General features: G+C 64.7%; 20 protein-coding genes and 1 tRNA gene. 8 read left to right on the top strand and 13 right to left on the bottom strand.

Annotated features, from left to right (window positions below):
* The first annotated feature begins 101 nt into the window (after positions 1–101).
* On the top strand, positions 102–671 hold the full coding sequence (locus BJL86_RS11310) for a MogA/MoaB family molybdenum cofactor biosynthesis protein (protein ID WP_075844977.1): 570 nt from the start codon (positions 102–104) through the stop codon (positions 669–671).
* 280 nt (positions 672–951) lie between these two features.
* Here the strand turns inward: BJL86_RS11310 and mscL are convergent, their stop codons facing one another.
* The 4 genes from mscL to BJL86_RS11290 form a co-directional block, all read right to left on the bottom strand.
* Positions 952–1,380 (bottom strand): large conductance mechanosensitive channel protein MscL, encoded by a 429-nt coding sequence (mscL, locus tag BJL86_RS11305; protein ID WP_067476262.1) that lies wholly within the window; start codon positions 1,378–1,380, stop codon positions 952–954.
* A gap of 137 nt (positions 1,381–1,517) precedes the next feature.
* A complete protein-coding gene (locus BJL86_RS11300; RefSeq protein WP_067476260.1) occupies positions 1,518–2,204 on the bottom strand; it encodes an SAF domain-containing protein in 687 nt (228 codons plus the stop codon).
* Between the two features lie 176 nt (positions 2,205–2,380).
* On the bottom strand, positions 2,381–2,743 hold the full coding sequence (locus BJL86_RS11295) for an FmdB family zinc ribbon protein (protein ID WP_067476258.1): 363 nt from the start codon (positions 2,741–2,743) through the stop codon (positions 2,381–2,383).
* Between the two features lie 103 nt (positions 2,744–2,846).
* Positions 2,847–3,464 carry a 5-formyltetrahydrofolate cyclo-ligase gene (locus tag BJL86_RS11290; RefSeq protein WP_067476256.1) on the bottom strand — a complete coding sequence of 206 codons (618 nt, stop codon included), beginning with the start codon at positions 3,462–3,464 and terminating at the stop codon, positions 2,847–2,849.
* Between the two features lie 100 nt (positions 3,465–3,564).
* Between BJL86_RS11290 and BJL86_RS11285 the strand changes: the two genes are divergently transcribed.
* The 5 genes from BJL86_RS11285 (at position 3,565) to BJL86_RS11265 (ending at position 8,404) form a co-directional block, all read left to right on the top strand.
* Positions 3,565–4,470, top strand: a complete 906-nt coding sequence (locus BJL86_RS11285) for a UTP--glucose-1-phosphate uridylyltransferase (RefSeq protein ID WP_067476253.1) — start codon at positions 3,565–3,567, stop codon at positions 4,468–4,470.
* Between the two features lie 72 nt (positions 4,471–4,542).
* Positions 4,543–5,955: a molybdotransferase-like divisome protein Glp gene (gene glp / locus BJL86_RS11280; RefSeq protein WP_067476250.1), complete on the top strand. Its 1,413-nt coding sequence runs from the start codon at positions 4,543–4,545 to the stop codon at positions 5,953–5,955.
* A 54-nt stretch (positions 5,956–6,009) separates the two neighbouring features.
* Positions 6,010–6,681, top strand: a complete 672-nt coding sequence (locus tag BJL86_RS11275) for a GNAT family N-acetyltransferase (protein WP_156515380.1) — start codon at positions 6,010–6,012, stop codon at positions 6,679–6,681.
* Positions 6,682–6,895: 214 nt separating this feature from the next.
* On the top strand, positions 6,896–8,239 hold the full coding sequence (gene sepX, locus BJL86_RS11270) for a divisome protein SepX/GlpR (RefSeq protein ID WP_075844976.1): 1,344 nt from the start codon (positions 6,896–6,898) through the stop codon (positions 8,237–8,239).
* Between the two features lie 92 nt (positions 8,240–8,331).
* A tRNA-Ala gene (locus BJL86_RS11265) sits at positions 8,332–8,404 on the top strand.
* Between the two features lie 65 nt (positions 8,405–8,469).
* Here the strand turns inward: BJL86_RS11265 and BJL86_RS11260 are convergent.
* The 4 genes from BJL86_RS11260 to BJL86_RS11245 all read right to left on the bottom strand — a co-directional run bounded on the left by BJL86_RS11260 (position 8,470) and on the right by BJL86_RS11245 (position 12,030).
* Positions 8,470–9,477, bottom strand: coding sequence for a hypothetical protein (locus BJL86_RS11260; RefSeq protein WP_156515379.1), 1,008 nt, complete (start codon positions 9,475–9,477; stop codon positions 8,470–8,472).
* Positions 9,478–9,534: 57 nt separating this feature from the next.
* A complete protein-coding gene (locus BJL86_RS11255) occupies positions 9,535–10,224 on the bottom strand; it encodes a response regulator (RefSeq protein ID WP_067476240.1) in 690 nt (229 codons plus the stop codon).
* Entirely contained in the window at positions 10,221–11,498 is a 1,278-nt protein-coding gene (locus BJL86_RS11250) for a sensor histidine kinase (protein ID WP_067476237.1), read from the bottom strand. The genes BJL86_RS11255 and BJL86_RS11250 overlap by 4 nt, the downstream gene beginning before the upstream one ends.
* Positions 11,499–11,649: 151 nt before the next feature.
* Positions 11,650–12,030, bottom strand: coding sequence for a hypothetical protein (locus BJL86_RS11245; RefSeq protein ID WP_156515377.1), 381 nt, complete (start codon positions 12,028–12,030; stop codon positions 11,650–11,652).
* Positions 12,031–12,256: 226 nt separating this feature from the next.
* Between BJL86_RS11245 and BJL86_RS11240 the strand changes: the two genes are divergently transcribed.
* Together BJL86_RS11240 and BJL86_RS11235 are read left to right on the top strand one after the other, a co-directional pair.
* Positions 12,257–12,721 (top strand): hypothetical protein, encoded by a 465-nt coding sequence (locus tag BJL86_RS11240; RefSeq protein ID WP_083657640.1) that lies wholly within the window; start codon positions 12,257–12,259, stop codon positions 12,719–12,721.
* Positions 12,722–12,832: 111 nt separating this feature from the next.
* On the top strand, positions 12,833–13,630 hold the full coding sequence (locus BJL86_RS11235) for a siderophore-interacting protein (protein ID WP_067476233.1): 798 nt from the start codon (positions 12,833–12,835) through the stop codon (positions 13,628–13,630).
* On the opposite strand, the gene BJL86_RS11230 is transcribed toward BJL86_RS11235, so the two are convergent.
* Genes BJL86_RS11230 through BJL86_RS11210 form a run of 5 tightly spaced genes read right to left on the bottom strand, consistent with a single transcriptional unit; the run spans position 13,627 to position 15,752 of the window.
* A complete protein-coding gene (locus tag BJL86_RS11230) occupies positions 13,627–14,109 on the bottom strand; it encodes an SRPBCC domain-containing protein (RefSeq protein WP_067476230.1) in 483 nt (160 codons plus the stop codon). The genes BJL86_RS11235 and BJL86_RS11230 overlap by 4 nt on opposite strands.
* A complete protein-coding gene (locus BJL86_RS11225; RefSeq protein ID WP_067476227.1) occupies positions 14,106–14,441 on the bottom strand; it encodes an ArsR/SmtB family transcription factor in 336 nt (111 codons plus the stop codon). The genes BJL86_RS11230 and BJL86_RS11225 overlap by 4 nt, the downstream gene beginning before the upstream one ends.
* A gap of 53 nt (positions 14,442–14,494) precedes the next feature.
* Positions 14,495–14,824 (bottom strand): DMT family transporter, encoded by a 330-nt coding sequence (locus BJL86_RS11220; RefSeq protein WP_331710400.1) that lies wholly within the window; start codon positions 14,822–14,824, stop codon positions 14,495–14,497.
* Positions 14,821–15,231 (bottom strand): DMT family transporter, encoded by a 411-nt coding sequence (locus BJL86_RS11215; protein ID WP_067476225.1) that lies wholly within the window; start codon positions 15,229–15,231, stop codon positions 14,821–14,823. Before BJL86_RS11215 ends, BJL86_RS11220 begins: the two co-directional genes overlap by 4 nt.
* Entirely contained in the window at positions 15,228–15,752 is a 525-nt protein-coding gene (locus BJL86_RS11210; RefSeq protein WP_067476223.1) for a TetR/AcrR family transcriptional regulator, read from the bottom strand. Before BJL86_RS11210 ends, BJL86_RS11215 begins: the two co-directional genes overlap by 4 nt.
* Positions 15,753–15,759 lie beyond the last annotated feature (7 nt).

The following is a 15,759-nucleotide window of genomic DNA, read 5'->3' as shown; positions in this document are numbered from 1 at the left end:
AGCCGGTGGGGTCCGGGGGAGTCTTGGGGCAGGGTTCGGATCGGCTGAGAATGTTGCCCGAGCCTGCCGATTGGTCGGACCGGGGTGATAACGTGACGGCCATGAATGAGGACAAGGCACATGCCGGAAGGGCGCTCGTTGTGGTTATCGACGATGAGGTCGATGCTCATCCCGACACCATCGGTGCCTTGGTTTCTGAACTTCTCGCCGAGGACGGGTTCATCGTCGACGCGGTTGTCGGAGTTCGCAGCGATGTCGACGAGATTCGTCACGCGCTGGAGACGGCCGTCGTGGGCGGCGTCGATGCGGTGATCACCCTCGGTGGCACCGGCGCCGGGCTGCGCGATGTCACGCCCGAGGCGACCGAGGAGATCCTCGACAAGCGCCTGCTCGGTATCGAACAGGCGATTCGCTTCTCCGCGATCGGCGCTTCGGTGATGGACGCGGTGACCTCGCGCGGCGTCGCCGGGATTTCCGGCAGCACGGTGATCGTCAATATCGCCTCCTCCCGCGCGGCGGTTCGCGACGGCATGTCCACCGTTGCCCCGCTCGTCGCCTTCGTGGTCAACGAGCTGTCGGCCGACTTCGACGAATTCGACGACGACGTGCTCGCCGAGCTCGGAGACAGCGCCGACTTCGACGAGGCCGACATGGACTTCTCCCGCAACTAGAAAGTTCTGACGATGTCCGGTAAAGAGACGCCGACCGATTCGGCGCCGGATGCGGCTGGCCCCGAAGGGGGCGGTGAGGCGGCCCGGGAACGGGCGCGCAAGAAGGCTCGTCTCGATAGCGTTTTCCGCAGCATGTACCCGGGACAGGGGAGTTCCGGTGGCGGCGGCTTCAGTGCGAGTCACTACAACGAACAACGCCCTCCTCATCACGGTGGATGAGGAGGGCGTTGTCCCGTCGGCGGGCTGAGCGGGAAGACTCTTCCCGCCGTGTACGTCCGAACTACTCCTGGTTCTGCGGAGCGTTCGGGTCCTTCGGGTGAGCCAGCGGGCGACCGGCGAGCAGGTCGCGGATCTCGGTGAGCAGTTCGTTGTCGGTGGCCGGAGCCTCGACGCCGTCGTCCTTGGCCATGCGCTCCTTCATCTTGTTCATCGGAGCGACGAGGATGAAGTACACAACGGCGGCGATGAGCAGGAAGTTGATGGCTGCGGTGATGACCGCGCCGAACTGGAGCGTGGTCTCCGGGTTGTTCTCGAGGATCTGGTAGCCGAAGCCGACTTCGCTGTTGCCGCCGAGAAGCGCGACGAGCGGATTGACGATGCCCTCGGTGAAAGCGGTAACGATAGCGGTGAATGCACCGCCGATAACGACTGCAACGGCAAGGTCGATGACGTTGCCCTGCATGATGAATTCCTTGAAGCCCTTGAGCATGACTCTCCTCCATTGAAGCGAAGCAGCCCGGAACGGGGCGCTTTGCACCGAATTAACCTATCGCACGGGACATTATCAAGATCCTGCCTCGATGGGCTAGGAAAAATACCTACTTAAACAAGGTTTCTCTCAGCGTCTCACTCCGCTAGGACGAGGATCACCGGACTCTCGACGGCTGCTGCTGCGACGGCCGGAGCATCTCCGGTGGGTACCTGAATGGCTACCGTACCAGCGGATTCACCACGAGAATCACGCGGAACTTCCTTCACTTTCGCCCCAGCGGCGAGGGCGCGAGTCGTCTGCGAACCCGGCTCGGGTGTTGCCGAAAAAATATCGACCACTGCCCCCGGATGCAGCAGGGCGAGCGTGCCTTTGTCGGGTACCGGAACGGAAACCGTGCGGAGTTCGTCGGAGGTGTGGTCAGACGGTACGTCGACGCGAGACGAGCTGAGGATTTCGCCCGCGCCCATCGGGGATGCGAGTACCTGCCCCTCGACTTCTGACCACGACAGAAGCGCGGAGGATGGAACCACCGAGACCTGCGCCTCGACTTCTCTCACGTCGGACATGGCTAACTGGTGGCCCTCGACGAGGTCTGTAGTGGCAACGAGGACTGTGGTGGTGCCCATACGGTCGCGGACGAACAGCGCGGCCGCGAGTAGAACCAGCAGGAGCGCGCCGATGGAGCGCAGGCGGCGCCGAGAGCGCCACGCTTCGAGAGCCCCAAAGGGAGAAGTTGCAGGTGCGCCGGGGCGAGGTCCTGGGAATCGCGCGAGGTTGCCCCGGCCGGAAGCGGGCGCGCGGACGGGGCCGGAAATAGGCACGGGAAAGACACCTTCGGTTGGGGAGCTGGACCGAACGCGCGGGGCGCGCTCGCCTGCGACTGTATGTAGCTACCCCTGCCCCGAAGGATGGCAGAACGACATAGAAATCAACCGCTGTGGATAACCGAAGGCCTGTGGACTGCCGGTGCGCCTGGCGATGGCGGGTGTCGGGGCCGTTAGGAACCCGAAGTCGAGCTCGTCGTGGATTTCGACGATGTGGCACCGGCGGAACCGGAACCGCCGGCGGCGTTCGCGCTCTTCGAGTCCTTGGAGGACGATGCGGAATCGGATGACGACGAGGACGAAGCGCCTCCGCCGTCAGAGGTGGATCCCGACGAGGAGCCGGAATTCGAGCTCGATGCGGCGCGGCTGTCGTTGCGGTAGAAGCCCGAACCCTTGAAGGTGATGCCGACCGAATTGAACAGCTTGCGCAGGGAGCCGCCGCAGTTCGGGCATTCGGTGAGCGAGGAGTCGCTGAACTCCTGGCGGATGTCGAACGCCGTCTCGCAGTCGCGGCACTTGTACGAATACATCGGCATGGTGAGGTCAACCCCTGCTTTCCTGAGATCTCGTGTGGTGCGTGGATCCGCGGAGAACCCTACGCTCCGACGAGAAACGAACCGTGGGAGATTTTATTCCCCCCTAGCGGCCGGCGGGAAATCGGCGCACGCCTTCTTCGGTGATCACGGCGTCGACGGAGCGGTCGTGAGGCTCGGTGGGGACGCTTTCGAGGACGTCGGCCGAGTCGAGAACACAGACCAAGCGGGCATCGGGGCGCGCGGCGGGGAGCGTCTGGTCGTAGTAGCCGCCGCCCCGGCCGAGGCGCAATCCGGTCGCGCTCACCGCGACGGCGGGCACGACGACGATGTCGGCGTCCGCGATGGCCTCCGGGCCGAGCCGCGGCCCCGAGGGCTCGCCGATCCCGAATCGCCCCGGGCGCAGCTCGGACACGGAGTGGAACTCCGCCCAGTCCAGTGGGCCGGGTTCGCCGGCCACCGGGAGAAGAACGCGGGCGCCGGCGGCCGCGAGCGTCGACGGGAGGGAGGTGCCGCCGGCCTCGCCGAAGGTGGGGAGATAGGCGCAGATCGTCGCAGGCAGGCGAAGGGTTCCGACGAATTCGATGAGGTGCCGGCGAATCGCGGCGTCATGTGCGGAGCGGAGCTGCGGCGTCATCCCCGTACGACGTTCGGCGACCGCGGCGCGCACCGTCTTCTTTGCGGCAAGGAGCGCCGAATCTGCCCGGCTTGGCGAACCATTCACGACTCCGAGCCTAAGCCCGCGACGAGCAGCGGTGGGCAAGTGGCGGGAAAAATCCGCGCGCCTGAATGGGCGACGGGCGGCAAATAGTTATGCTGACGCCATGACTTCAACGGATCTTCCATCCGGAAACGCCCAGTTCGCAACGGCGGTGGTGCCGGCGGCCGGCCTCGGCACGCGGTTCCTGCCTGCGACGAAAACGGTGCCCAAGGAGCTTCTCCCGGTCGTCGACACCCCCGGTATCGAGCTCATCGCCGAGGAAGCGGCGGCAGCGGGCGCGCATCGTCTGGCGATCATCACCTCCGAACGCAAGGTCGGTGTGATGGCCCACTTTTCCGAAGATCCGACGCTTGAGGGCACCTTGGAACGGCGTGGCAAGGACGTGCTGTTGCACAAGGTCAAGCGCGCGCCCGGGTTGATCGAGGTCGAGTCCGTCCGCCAGGAGCGCCCGCTCGGTCTCGGTCATGCGATCGGGCAGGTCGAGCAGATCCTTGATCCCGAGGAGCAGGCGATCGCGGTGCTGCTGCCCGACGATCTCGTACTGCCGATGGGTGTGCTCGAGCGAATGTCGGATGTACGCGCCGAGTTCGGCGGCACCGTGTTGTGCGCGTTCGAGGTCCCCGGCGAGGAGGTCTCCTCGTACGGCGTCTTCGCGACCGAAGACACCGACAACCCTTCCGTCAAACGCGTGACGGGCATGGTGGAAAAGCCGGCCCGCGAAGACGCACCCTCGAACCTCGCGGCGGCGGGGCGTTACCTACTCGACCGCGCGATTTTCGACGCGCTGCGGGCCATCGAGCCGGGCGCGGGCGGTGAGTACCAGGTCACCGATGCCATCGCCAAGCTCATCGACGACGGACACCCGGTCCACGTTGTTGTGCATGACGGCACTCGCCACGACCTCGGCAACCCGGGCGGATACATCAAGGCGTGCGTCGATTTCGCGCTGCAGTCCGACGCCTACGGCGCCGACCTGCGCGCGTGGCTCGGATCCCGCCTGGACACCTAGGACGCTCCCGCCCGCGCACCGGCCGGATCCGGCCACCGACACCGACCAACAGGACGAAGACGAGGACGACACATGCGTTCGGTCGCAGACCAGCTTGCGGAGGTAACCGCCGCCGCCATGAGCCCGCGCCCCGTGCGCGTGGGAATCTTCGATGCCCTCGGCCTGCTGTGCGCAGAGGAAGTGGTCGCCGAGCGCGCGTTGCCATCCTTCGACCAGGCCGCGATCGACGGATATGCGGTCCGGTCGGTCGACCTCGTGCCGCCGCAGCCTGCGGCCGTGCGGCACGACCCCGCTGCCGATGACGGCGGAGACGGTGATCCCCAGGAGCCCGGCGCAGATCGCGAAGACCGGACGGACGAGGAACCGGCCGACGACCTCGATGGGGAAGGCGGGGCATCCGAGGACGGCCGGGCGAACCGGCCCCTCGCCGGCGGTGCGGAACAGCGCGCGCTCTCGGTCGTGGGGCAGACGATGGCCGGTTCCGCTGCGGCAGGCGGGATGAGCGCGCTGCAGTGCGTGCGCGTCGACACCGGTGCGCCGCTGCCGACCATCGCGGACGCGGTGTTGCCGCTCAATTGGGCCACCGAACGCCAGGGTGACCGGGGCCTGGAGATCGATGTACGGCGCCGCGTGCTCTCGGGGCAGTTCGTGCGCCGCGTCGGAGACGACGTTCAGCCCGGCGATGTCGCCGTGCGCCAAGGCGCCGTTATCGGCTCCGCGCAGGTCGGGCTGCTGGCATCAGTCGGTCGCTCGCGGGTGCTCGTGCACCCGAAGCCGCGCGTGGCGATCATCTCCATCGGCGACGAGCTCGTAGACATCGACCGCGAGACCGCCCCGGGCCAGGTGTATGACGTGACCAGCTACGCGCTGGCCGCGGCCGCGCAGGACGCCGGTGCCGATGTGCACCGCGTCGGCATCGTCTCCACGGAGCCCTCTCGTTTCCGCGAGGTGCTCGCAGAACAACTCATGCGCTCGGAAATCGTGGTGATCTCCGGGGCCGTCGGCGGCGAGGCCACCTCGCGCGCCCGCCAGGTGATCCGCGAGTTCGGCAACCTCGACCTCTACCGCGCGGCGATGCATCCCGGTTCGGTGCAGGGCTTCGGGCGCCTCGGCCGCGACGAGGTCCCCACGTTCCTACTGCCCACCAACGCCGCGAGTGCGCTCGTGGTGTTCGAAGTCATGGTCCGGCCACTGGTGCGCATCTCGCTCGGCAAACGCCAGTCGGCGCGGCGCACGGTGCTCGCACGGACCATCGCGCCCATTACGTCCGTAGAGGGTCGGCACGGATACCTGCGCGGTCAGCTCATGCGTGACGACGAGACCGGCCAGTATCTCGTCCGCGCCTTCGGCGGCGCCGACGGCGCCTCCACGCACCTACTTGCGGCGCTCGCCGAGGCCAACTGCCTCGTATCGATTCCCGAGGAGACCGTGCATGTGCGCGCCGGTGAAGAGGTCGAGGTCATGTTCCTGGCTCAGCGTGGATAGGGGAGGCGGCGCCAGGTGGATGCCGAACGCAGGCTCTCCGGGGCGAGGGAACCCGTGAGCGGCGGAGTCCTGGGAAATCCTTCGTCCGACGTCATGGGTAAGGCCATGCCGCTGCCGAGCGCGACCTTGATCGTCGGGGGAGCGCGGGTCCATCTGCGCGAACCGTCGAGGAAAGACGCAGCGCAGTGGGCGCGGCTGCGCCGCGCGGGGCGCGCGCACCTCGAGCCGTGGGAGCCGCAGATCACCGAGCAATGGGACACCGCCTACCAGCCAAAGCGTTGGAAACGGATCGTTCGCGCGCAACGCGAATCCCGCAAGGCCGGCACGGCGCTGCCCATGGTGATAGACGTCGACGGGCGCTTCGCGGGGGAGGCGACGATCGGCGGGATCGTGCGCGGGGCCAACCAGTCGGCGTGGCTCGGTTACTGGCTCGGGCACGAGTACACCGGATCCGGGATCGGCTCGGCGGCGGTAGCGCTCGCCGTGGATATCGCCTTCGATGCGGTGCGCGTACAGCGTCTCGAGGCCACCGTTAAGCCCGATAACCTCGCCTCGCTCGCGGTGCTGCGGCGCGCCGGATTCCTCGAGGAGGGGCGGCTCCGCAATTACCTTCGTATCGGAGGGGCGCGCAGGGACCATCTCCTCTTCGCCGCGCTCGACTCGGAGAGGGTTATGCCCGTCGTCAAGGATCTAGTGATCAGCGGCCGCGCCGCTTACGCGAAGTAAAGATTGTTTTCTTCGCCCCGAGTTCATCGCCGGTAAATCCCTGCGCTATGGGCACGCAAACCGCCCGTGACGAACCCAGGAAAAAATAAGGGTGACTTTCCTCTCTCGGGCGCGGCGTGCCTGCATAGATACCGGGCGAACAGCTTCTAGCGTTGGGTCAACGTCGCATCCGAATCGGATGCACAAAGCAAGAACCCACTAGGGAAGGCTTTACATGTCGAGCTCGCTCCTCATCGTCGTGCTGGTCGCGGTGTGGCTGTTCGTGCTTGCGCCGATGGCGATTCGCGCACGCAAGCCCATCCGCCGCGCCGGCGACGGTCTCGCCCAGACCCGCACGCTGCACGCCGGCGGCGGTCGCAAGCTCCAGCCCCGCCGCGGCCGTGTGGCCGTGGTCGCGGAGGACGAGAACCTCGACACCGAGCTGTTCGGCATGCCGTCGGGCGAGGGCTCCACGGACGCCGAGCTCGTCGAAGCGGACTCGTGGCTCGCGCGCATTGAGGAGGACCACGCGCGCCACGTCGCCGACAACCGCGCGCTGCGTCTGCGCCGCGCCATCGACACGCGCGAAGCGGCCCCGGAGCGGGTCGTGTCGGCAGGTGCTGCTCCCGCCGCCGAGCCGACCTCGCGTGAGCAGATCGCCTCGCTCGCTCGGGCCGAGGAGAAGGAGTCCTCTGCCGTTCCCGAGTCCGATGCCGAGGTGACCGCCGGCAGGGTCACCGTCGGGCCGAACGAGGTCTCTGCCGCCGAACGCTCCCGCGTGGAGGTCACGGCGACGTTCAGTTCCGAAAGCGAGGCGGCATCCGCCGCGGACGAGCTGCCGGAATCCGAGCCCGCGACAGCGCAGGTCTCCGGCGCGTCGCACGCAGAACCGAAGGCCGACTCCGAGACGTTCGTCGTCGACGGAGAGGTCTTCGACAAGGACACCGAACCCGCCTCGGCGAAGAGCGAGCGTCCGCAGTCGCTGCGCGAGCGCCACGAAGCGGCATCTGCCGCGCGCGCCGCTGCGCGCGAAGCGGACCGGCCGGCAGAGCCCGAACTCGATGATGCCGACTACGACTTCGTCGAAAGGCGTCGCGGCCGTGGCGTGTACGATCCGCGCGCGGACCGGGAGGCCGCCGCAGGACGTGCCGTCCGCCGTCAACGTACGACCCTCGGCCTGCTCGCTTTCGTGATCCTGTTCGCGGTGCTCTCGCTTATCGTGACCCCGCACCTGTGGGCCGTGACCGCGATCGGCGCCGTGCTTCTGGGTACCTACCTATGGTTCCTGCGCAAGCAGGTGCGCATGGAGCAGCGCCTGCGGGCACGCCGGATCGAGCGTCTGCGCCGTGCGCGCCTCGGCGTCGAATCGCGGCATGACGTCGAGCTGTCGGTTGTTCCGCAGCGGCTACGGCGCCCGGGCTCGGTCGTCCTCGAGGTCGACGACGAGGATCCGATTTTCGATCACCTCGAGTCTTCGCGCGCGGCGGTCGCGCAGGAGCGCGAGCTCGGCGGCCGCGAACGGGCCCGCGCGCAGCGCAGCGAACGCGAGCCGAGGGCCGCGAGCCGACGCGCCGTATAACGCATCCGGGGAGGGCGATTTCCGGTCCTCTCGGGCAGGGGTGTTACTATGATGGACGCTGCTTGAGAGGGCGGGAAACCGTTCTCCGGCGAGGGGCTATAGCGCAGTTGGTAGCGCGTCTCGTTCGCATCGAGAAGGTCAGGGGTTCGATTCCCCTTAGCTCCACAATCCGAGAATAGGCACAAGGGCCACATCCAGTAGATGGATGTGGCCCTTCCTCGTACCGAAGATCAGTCGCGCACTATTCGGGCACGGCTCGAATAACGTGCGCCCACCTTGTCGCCCCTGCCGTCTCTGATCGCCGACGTGATGACAGCCCCACCATAGAACACCGCCGTGGGGACTGTGATCGCCGTCAAGCAGATATTCAAGGCGGAGATCCGTCCACCATCGGCAAGCAATGTGAATGCCACCGGTTGCATGATCGCCACCGAAATCCCTAGCCAGAATCCGATCCACTTCGCTCGTGCTCCCGCTGTCGCCCCGCCGCGAATCAACGGAGCCAATAGAGACACGAGAATCAAGATTCCGATGATGCCCAGCACGAACCGTTGCGAGATGGCTGTCATGCTCGATGGTCCGAGACTTCCAGGCCCGAAGAGGGCCCAACAGATCGACACTCCCGAAAAGGGGAGAAGTCCGAGCGCGCCGATAATGACGACTACGCGATCGGGGCGTGGCGGCTGGGCATCGATGAATGATCGCCATCTGTCCAGGACGTATCCCCAGAGAAGTAGCGCCAATGCGATGGCCAGAACGCCGAACCCTCCGTATACGAGGAAGAACACCCAGGGCGAGATATTCGACATGCCCGCCGTCTCGACGTTGCCATCTACGAGAAACTGGACGAGGGAGCCGAACGGGAGCCCGAGAAGGATCGGCGCGAGGAGACCGGTAGCTCCGGCTCCGATGCACGTGAGTAGCCAAGGCGGGATTCGCGTTCCCGCACGACACGCCAGTGCCACCGCCAGCGCAACGGCGACGCCCTCTAGCACGATGGTGGCTACGTTGCCCACGAGCATTCTTTGTGACTGTACTTCGGCAATTGTGGCGGCGTTCTTGAGGCCGATCGTCGAACCGAAGATCCATGAGAGTTTCAACGCCCCGTAAGGGATGACGGAAACGAACACCAAGGTGAGGGCGAGGATATCGACGGACGAATGGATGCGTCGAGTCGAGCTCGATGGTTGAGAGGACGTGGCTGGCTTCGAGCGAGGTTGCTTGCAATCTGTGGACATGAGGAGATCATGCCCCGCCCCGCCCGGCCTTGGCGTCGTCCTGAAGTAGACGAACGGTCATCCTCCGGAAGGATATTCCCTGCGAGGTCGGTCGTGACCCGGACGTACTATCCCGGTCTCGTAGGCGAGCACGGCTAACTGGACCCGGTCACGTGCGTTGAGTTTATGTAGTAATCGACCGACATGAGTCTTGACCGTAGTTTCGGAAACGAAAAGCTGTTGCGCGATCTCCGTATTCGACGCCCCCGAAGATACTGCAATGAACACTTCCTCTTCGCGCGGCGTCAACGAGTCGAGCACCTCCGGCGACTCAACCGATCCCGGAAGATCCGGAACCACCTGAGCGAGAAGCCTCCTAGTTGAACTAGGAGAGATGACCGCATCGCCCGCATGGACCGTCCTGATGGCGGCGATGACATCTTCGGCCTTGGCACTCTTGACGATAAAGCCACTCGCGCCTGCTCGAAGGGCCCCGAATACGTATTTGTCTATGTCAAAAGTTGTCACGATGATGACGCGAGGTGACGGTTCGCTCTCGATGAGCCGGCTTGTCGTTTCAATTCCGTCGGTCCCCGGCATGCACACATCCATGAGAACGACATCGACTGCCAGTCTCTTCGCGAGGATCAGTGCTGAATCTCCGGAATCGGCCTCCGCAACGACAGAGAGATCGTCCTGAGAGTCGACGATCATCGCCAAGCCGTTTCGGACCAGTGCTTGATCATCGACGATCATCACGTTGATCATGAGTCGACCTCTCGGAGAGGAAGCGTTGCGCGGACCACGAACGTGTTGCCGTTCCGTGGTGAGGCGTCGAAGGTCCCGCCTAGCGATTCCACTCGTTGCCTCATGCCTGCGAGTCCACGTCCCCGTGTCCGATTTTCCGGCGCCCTGACGCCGTCATTGGTCACCGTGATCTCGAGCGCATGTTCTTCTTGCTTGACGTGCACGTTCACCAGGTTCGCATGCGTCGCATGTTTGATGATGTTTGTCATGGATTCCTGTAGGACGCGATAGGCAACGTACTCGACAGAGCCCGGACGAGTGCGCTTTTCGCTGTCCATGAACCCGGAACTTTGATACTGGACCGGAATCCCGACGTCCCTCACTCTCTGAAAGAGCCCGTCCAACTCCGAAAGGGAAGGTGATGGCGTGAGAGAGGCATCGTCGGTCGGCGAGAGCACATCGAGTAGTTCGCGCATGCTCTTCATAGCATCCTGACCGGTCGAGGCGACGGTTTCGAGAATCGGAAGGGCGAGATGCGGCTTCTTCGTCAACATCATTCGGCCCCCTTCCGCCTGGCTGACGATCACGGACAGAGAATGGGCAACGATGTCGTGCATATCCCGGGCAATCGCTTCCCGTTCTTCCCGAATTAGTTCGCGAGCCTCGGCGTTGCGCTTTTCCGATTCCAGCTGCACCTGGGACTCGAGCGCCCGCAGATAGTTCGAGCGAAAGTATCGAATCCGCCCAACTGCCCACGGAGCGATCGTGGCTCCAAGCGCGATGGGAACGAAGTGGGTAAGGAAGAACGGAAACGCGCCTGCCGCGTCGTCATTTGCGGCGGCGGTGAACGCGCCGTCCATGAAAAGCCTAATGGCCAATAGCGCCAAACCGATCCCTGATGCCGCGAGCGCCAGCAAAGAAGTGCGCTCGGACGCCCTTGTTGCCAGGGTGTAAAGGCCCAGTACGAACACTAGCGACGAGGGTAAGAAGATAGGTGGAAGCGGCGCTCCGTAGCTCGTTACTACTTCGCCGGTCAGTCCCGGAGCCAGGAGCAGGCCAAGGGACATTGCAGCGAGGACAAGGAACATCCGAAACGGCCATAGACGACGAAAAATGGTCGCACAGTGGCCCGCTATGAAAAGTAAAATGCACAGGAGCTTCGCAGGCTCGATCCACGTGCTGTCGACGACTGCGGTAACGCTCGGAGGAAGCAGTAAGCAGGCCAGTAGGGCGGCAATCGGAAGGTCGACTGCGAGTGGGTGCTTATTCACCCACGAGTCGACCCCGGATAACATGCGGCCCCAGGTCACACCTTCATCTTACAAACCCCGGATCCAGGGGAGTGCACAATCGCTGGCGCGGATTGACGGTCGGAATTCGGGAACATTCGAGGTTGTGGCCGGAAGTGGGATGAGCTACCGGGAGCTTTGGGCCTGACGTTCGTGCCTAATGCCCCTGTTCCTGACGGCGGAGGTTCGCGCTCACCCGGACTGAAAGGTATTCGTCGATGTGTTCGTCCCATTCGCCCAGTTTCTCGCCCCCGGCGAACACCGCGGCGTAGAAGTTGGACTCTGCCGTTCCGAGGGCCTGTGCGCGTTCGCGGGAACGGATGGTCTGCGTGACCGAGATCTTCTCAGTGGTCGAATCGATCGAGAGCTCCGCGTCCGCGTGGACGGTTTCGAGACCAGCGGCAAGCGCGTCGCGGACCTCCTCGGCCGGCAACTCGGGCAGAGGACTCGTGATCTCAACGTCGAAGAGATCGGCCGTACCGATGTCTGCCGGTCCGTCCGTGGGGTTCGAATTCATTGCGGTGCTCGCGTGTGTCACGTGTTCCTAGAATGATTACGACGACTATGTACAAATTCGTCATATTCTTATTCCGTGTAATCGTTACGGGGTTGAGTGACACATCACGTTTTTCAGCAGGCGCCGTGCACTCCGTGCGCGAGCACCGGCGCGATAGGTTCTTGTAAGAGGGCCTAACAGGGGCGATGTGGAAATAGCGGGTGACAGGAAAGTGGCACGAAAAGAGGCAGGCGAGCTGGGGGAGTCAGTGCCATCGAATCACCTTCCGGCGGTGGCGATGTCGACGCTCGGCTGGGCCGGAATTGTGGCCGGCGGGTTGGTCGCGGCGGTGACGGATCCGCTCGACGTCTACCGCGGGAGCTGGGTGGCCGCCTACCTGGTACTCGTAGTTGGAGTCGCGCAGGTTGTGATGGGCTGGGCGCGCCGGGGTTCAGGGGCCGGTGGCGCCGGGACCGGTTGGGCACAATGCGCCGGATGGAACCTCGGCAGTGCCGGCGTCATCGCCGGCACTCTGACTAAGGCGAGTCTCCTCGTGTATGTGTCCTCGGCCGCCCTGGTTGTTGCATTGATCATCGCCGCGCTGGGCACCCGGATTGCTGGCAAAGCCTCCGGCGGCGGGCTGTGGCTCCTGGCGTATCGCGCGATGCTCGTGATTTTGGCCGTGAGCATTCCTGTTGGGATGGCGCTGTCCTACCTCCGGCACACGGGATAGGGGCGGCCTGAGGGGTGCGCGGTGAGTCCGACGTCATATGCGAGGTATGGCGTGACAAGATAGGCTCACCTAAGTCATCGCCGTATCGTTATCCAGGGAAGGCGGTTGGGAATGCCCAACATCAGCGTCACTCACTCTGACTCCGGACTCGTCCGGGTCGTCGTCCAACGGCGCGAGGAGGTGTCGCCGCACATCATCAGGGTGACGTTCGGGGGAGCCGACCTCGAGCGGTTCGAATACAAGGGATTCGACCAGTGGTTCCGGCTTGCTATTCCGATTCGGGGCGATGCAAGTCTCCACAAGATGCCCACGAAGTTCGGTATTGGCGGGTACCTCAAATACCTCACGCTGCCAAAGGGTACGCGCCCGGTGATACGGAACTACACGATCCGGCAGTTCCGCGAGAATCCCGCGGAGATGGATGTGGACTTCGTCGTCCATGGCACCGATGGTTACGCCGGGCCCTGGGCGGCGTCGGTCGAGCCGGGGACAGAGGCGGCGTTCATCGACCAGGGCTGCGGGTGGAACCCCGTCGACGCGGACCGCAGCCTCATCGTCGCCGACGAGAGCGGCATGCCCGCGGCGCTCGGGATCCTTCGAGATATGCCGCGCGATGCCCGGGGCACCGCGATCATTGAGACTTTCGACGAGCGTGACCAGCAGTTCGTCAACGCGCCGGACGGCGTGAATGTGCGGTGGGTCGTTCGAGGCGGCGACGAGGAGCCCGGGGCCGCTGCTCTACCGGCGTTGAAAGAAGAAGAGATCGGCAGCGATCTCTACGCCTTCGCCGTCGGCGAATCCGGGCTTGCCACTGGTGCGCGCCGCTACCTCGTGGGCGAATGCGGCGTACCCAAGGCAAACGTGACGTTCTCGGGCTACTGGAAGCTGGGAAAGGCCGCCCCGAGCTAGAGGGACTCGGCGAGTTTTGCCAGCGCCTCGGTGACAGCTCCCCAGCCATCGAAGAAGCCAAGCTCCTCGTGTGTGGCACGGGCCTGTGGGTCCGCATGGCGCACGATAGCGCGATAGTCGGTGCCCTCGGCGTGGCTGGAGAGGGTGATCTCCGCCGTCATGCCAATAGGGGCGGGTAGCGCGGGGTGCCAGGAACTCGAGATGGCATTGGTGAACACGATGCGGCTCTCGTGCTCGACGAGGAGGAAGATGCCGTCGGTGTGGGGGACGAAGTTCTGCCCGTCTTCGCTCATTTTCGTGACGAACGCGCCGCCAGCCGTCGGATCGAGTCGCTCGATGCGCGCGACCGTGGGTGCCGGGACCCACCACTTTTGTAGTAACTCCGGATCGGTCCACGCTTTCCATACGCGTTCTTTCGGCGCGCGCATGACGCGCTGGATCCGCAGATCGCGCTCCGGATCGAATTCGTGCGAGATCATGATGACTCCTCTGGGCTGGTGACCAACTGCTCTAGCCGGTCGGTGCGTGCGTTCCACCGTGCGCGTTCGTCGGCGAGCCAGTCGTCGACGAGGGAAAGGCGGGTGCGGTCGAGTTCGCAGGTGCGAACCCGGCCGGCCTTCCAGGTGTGGATGATGCCGGCGCGCTCGAGCGATCTGATGTGCTTCATGAACGACGGGAGCGTGATGTCGAAGGGTTCGGCGAGAGTGCCGACTGGTGCGGGGCCTGCACTCAAGAGCCTGATGATCGACCGCCTGGTCGGGTCCGCCAGTGCGATGAACACCGTATCCAGCTCGTCAGAATACTTAGCCACAAGGCTAAGTGTATTCCTGCTCGTCGACAGGTGCAATGGCCGGGCGGCAACGGCTAGTGCGTCGCCCCGATCTCGATGAGGAGTACGCCGGCCATAACCAGAACGACGCCTGCGGCCATGCGCTTGGTAAAGGGGTCCTTGAAAAGCGCGCGGCCGAGAATGGCGACGAGTGCGACACCGACGGCGACCCACGTTCCGTAGGCGACGCCGAGTGGCATGCCCTGGGACAAGGACATCGACAGGCTCGTGAAGGCGATTGCGTAGCCGGCGACGATAGGGACCAGCCAGCGCTTGCCGTGAAGTGCGAGCATGCGCAGGGACAAGGTCCCGGCTACTTCGAATGCGATGGCAAGAAGGAGAAATGCCCAGGCTATGAAATTCATTCGCTCCCCCGATTCGCAGATGTAGAGGCGGATTCCTCGCCTGCCGCGTTGTTGCCGCCGAGCTCGATGAGAACCACCCCGGCGATAACGAGAACAATGCCGACGCCCATCAGCGCGGAGAACGGTTCTCCGTAGATCAGCGTCGAGAGGATCGCCGTCGCCGCGACGCCCGCGGCACCCCAGATGCCGTAGGCGACTCCGATCGGCAGGCCGCGGCGAAGGACCTGCGCGAGGAACACGAAAGCGAAGACGAAGCCGGTGACGACGAGAAGGTAGAGCGCGGGACGATCGAGTGCACCCTTGAGGGAAAGTGAGCCCGTGACCTCCGAGGCGATGGCCGCGACGAGGAACATCCACGCGCTACGCGGCACGCGTTTCTGCGCGGGCGGCGGTGGCTGCGTGATCATTGGATCTCACCTCCGGAAATGAGTTGTTGCGCGATTCGGCGTACCTCGGCGCGCTCGTCGTCGCTCATGGTCTCGATGCCGGCCGCAGAATTGAACCACGCCCCGTCGGCGAGGAGTCGCGCGGCGATGCGTCGCGCCCGGAACGGTCCGGTGGTCGAGGCCACCATCCATGACGACAGCTTCTCGGTCCACCGGTCCCGAAGGGTCTCGCGCAACCTGATGTCGGCGAGCGGAGCGAGATCGGAGGGGTCGAAGTTCGTCGATAACGCGTGGTCTACGTACGCGGCGAGGCGATCGACGTCGGTGGCGTCCGGGGGCAGTCGAGAATCGAGGTCCTCGGTCCAGCGGTCGATGACATGGTCTACCACGGCCACCATGAGCCCCTCCTTGGAACCCACATGGTGGATGACGCCGGGCTTGGTGAGCCCACTCGACCGCGCGACCGCGTCGAGCGTCAAGGGCTCGCCGCGGGAGAGTATTTCGACCGCGCCTTCCAGGAGTTCGGACTTCGAAAGTGCCACGCCGACA

This window comes from Dietzia timorensis (assembly GCF_001659785.1).
Lineage (GTDB): Bacteria > Actinomycetota > Actinomycetes > Mycobacteriales > Mycobacteriaceae > Dietzia > Dietzia timorensis.
The sequence above is the reverse complement of the archived record's forward strand: the minus strand, read 5'-3'. Positions and strand labels throughout refer to the sequence as shown.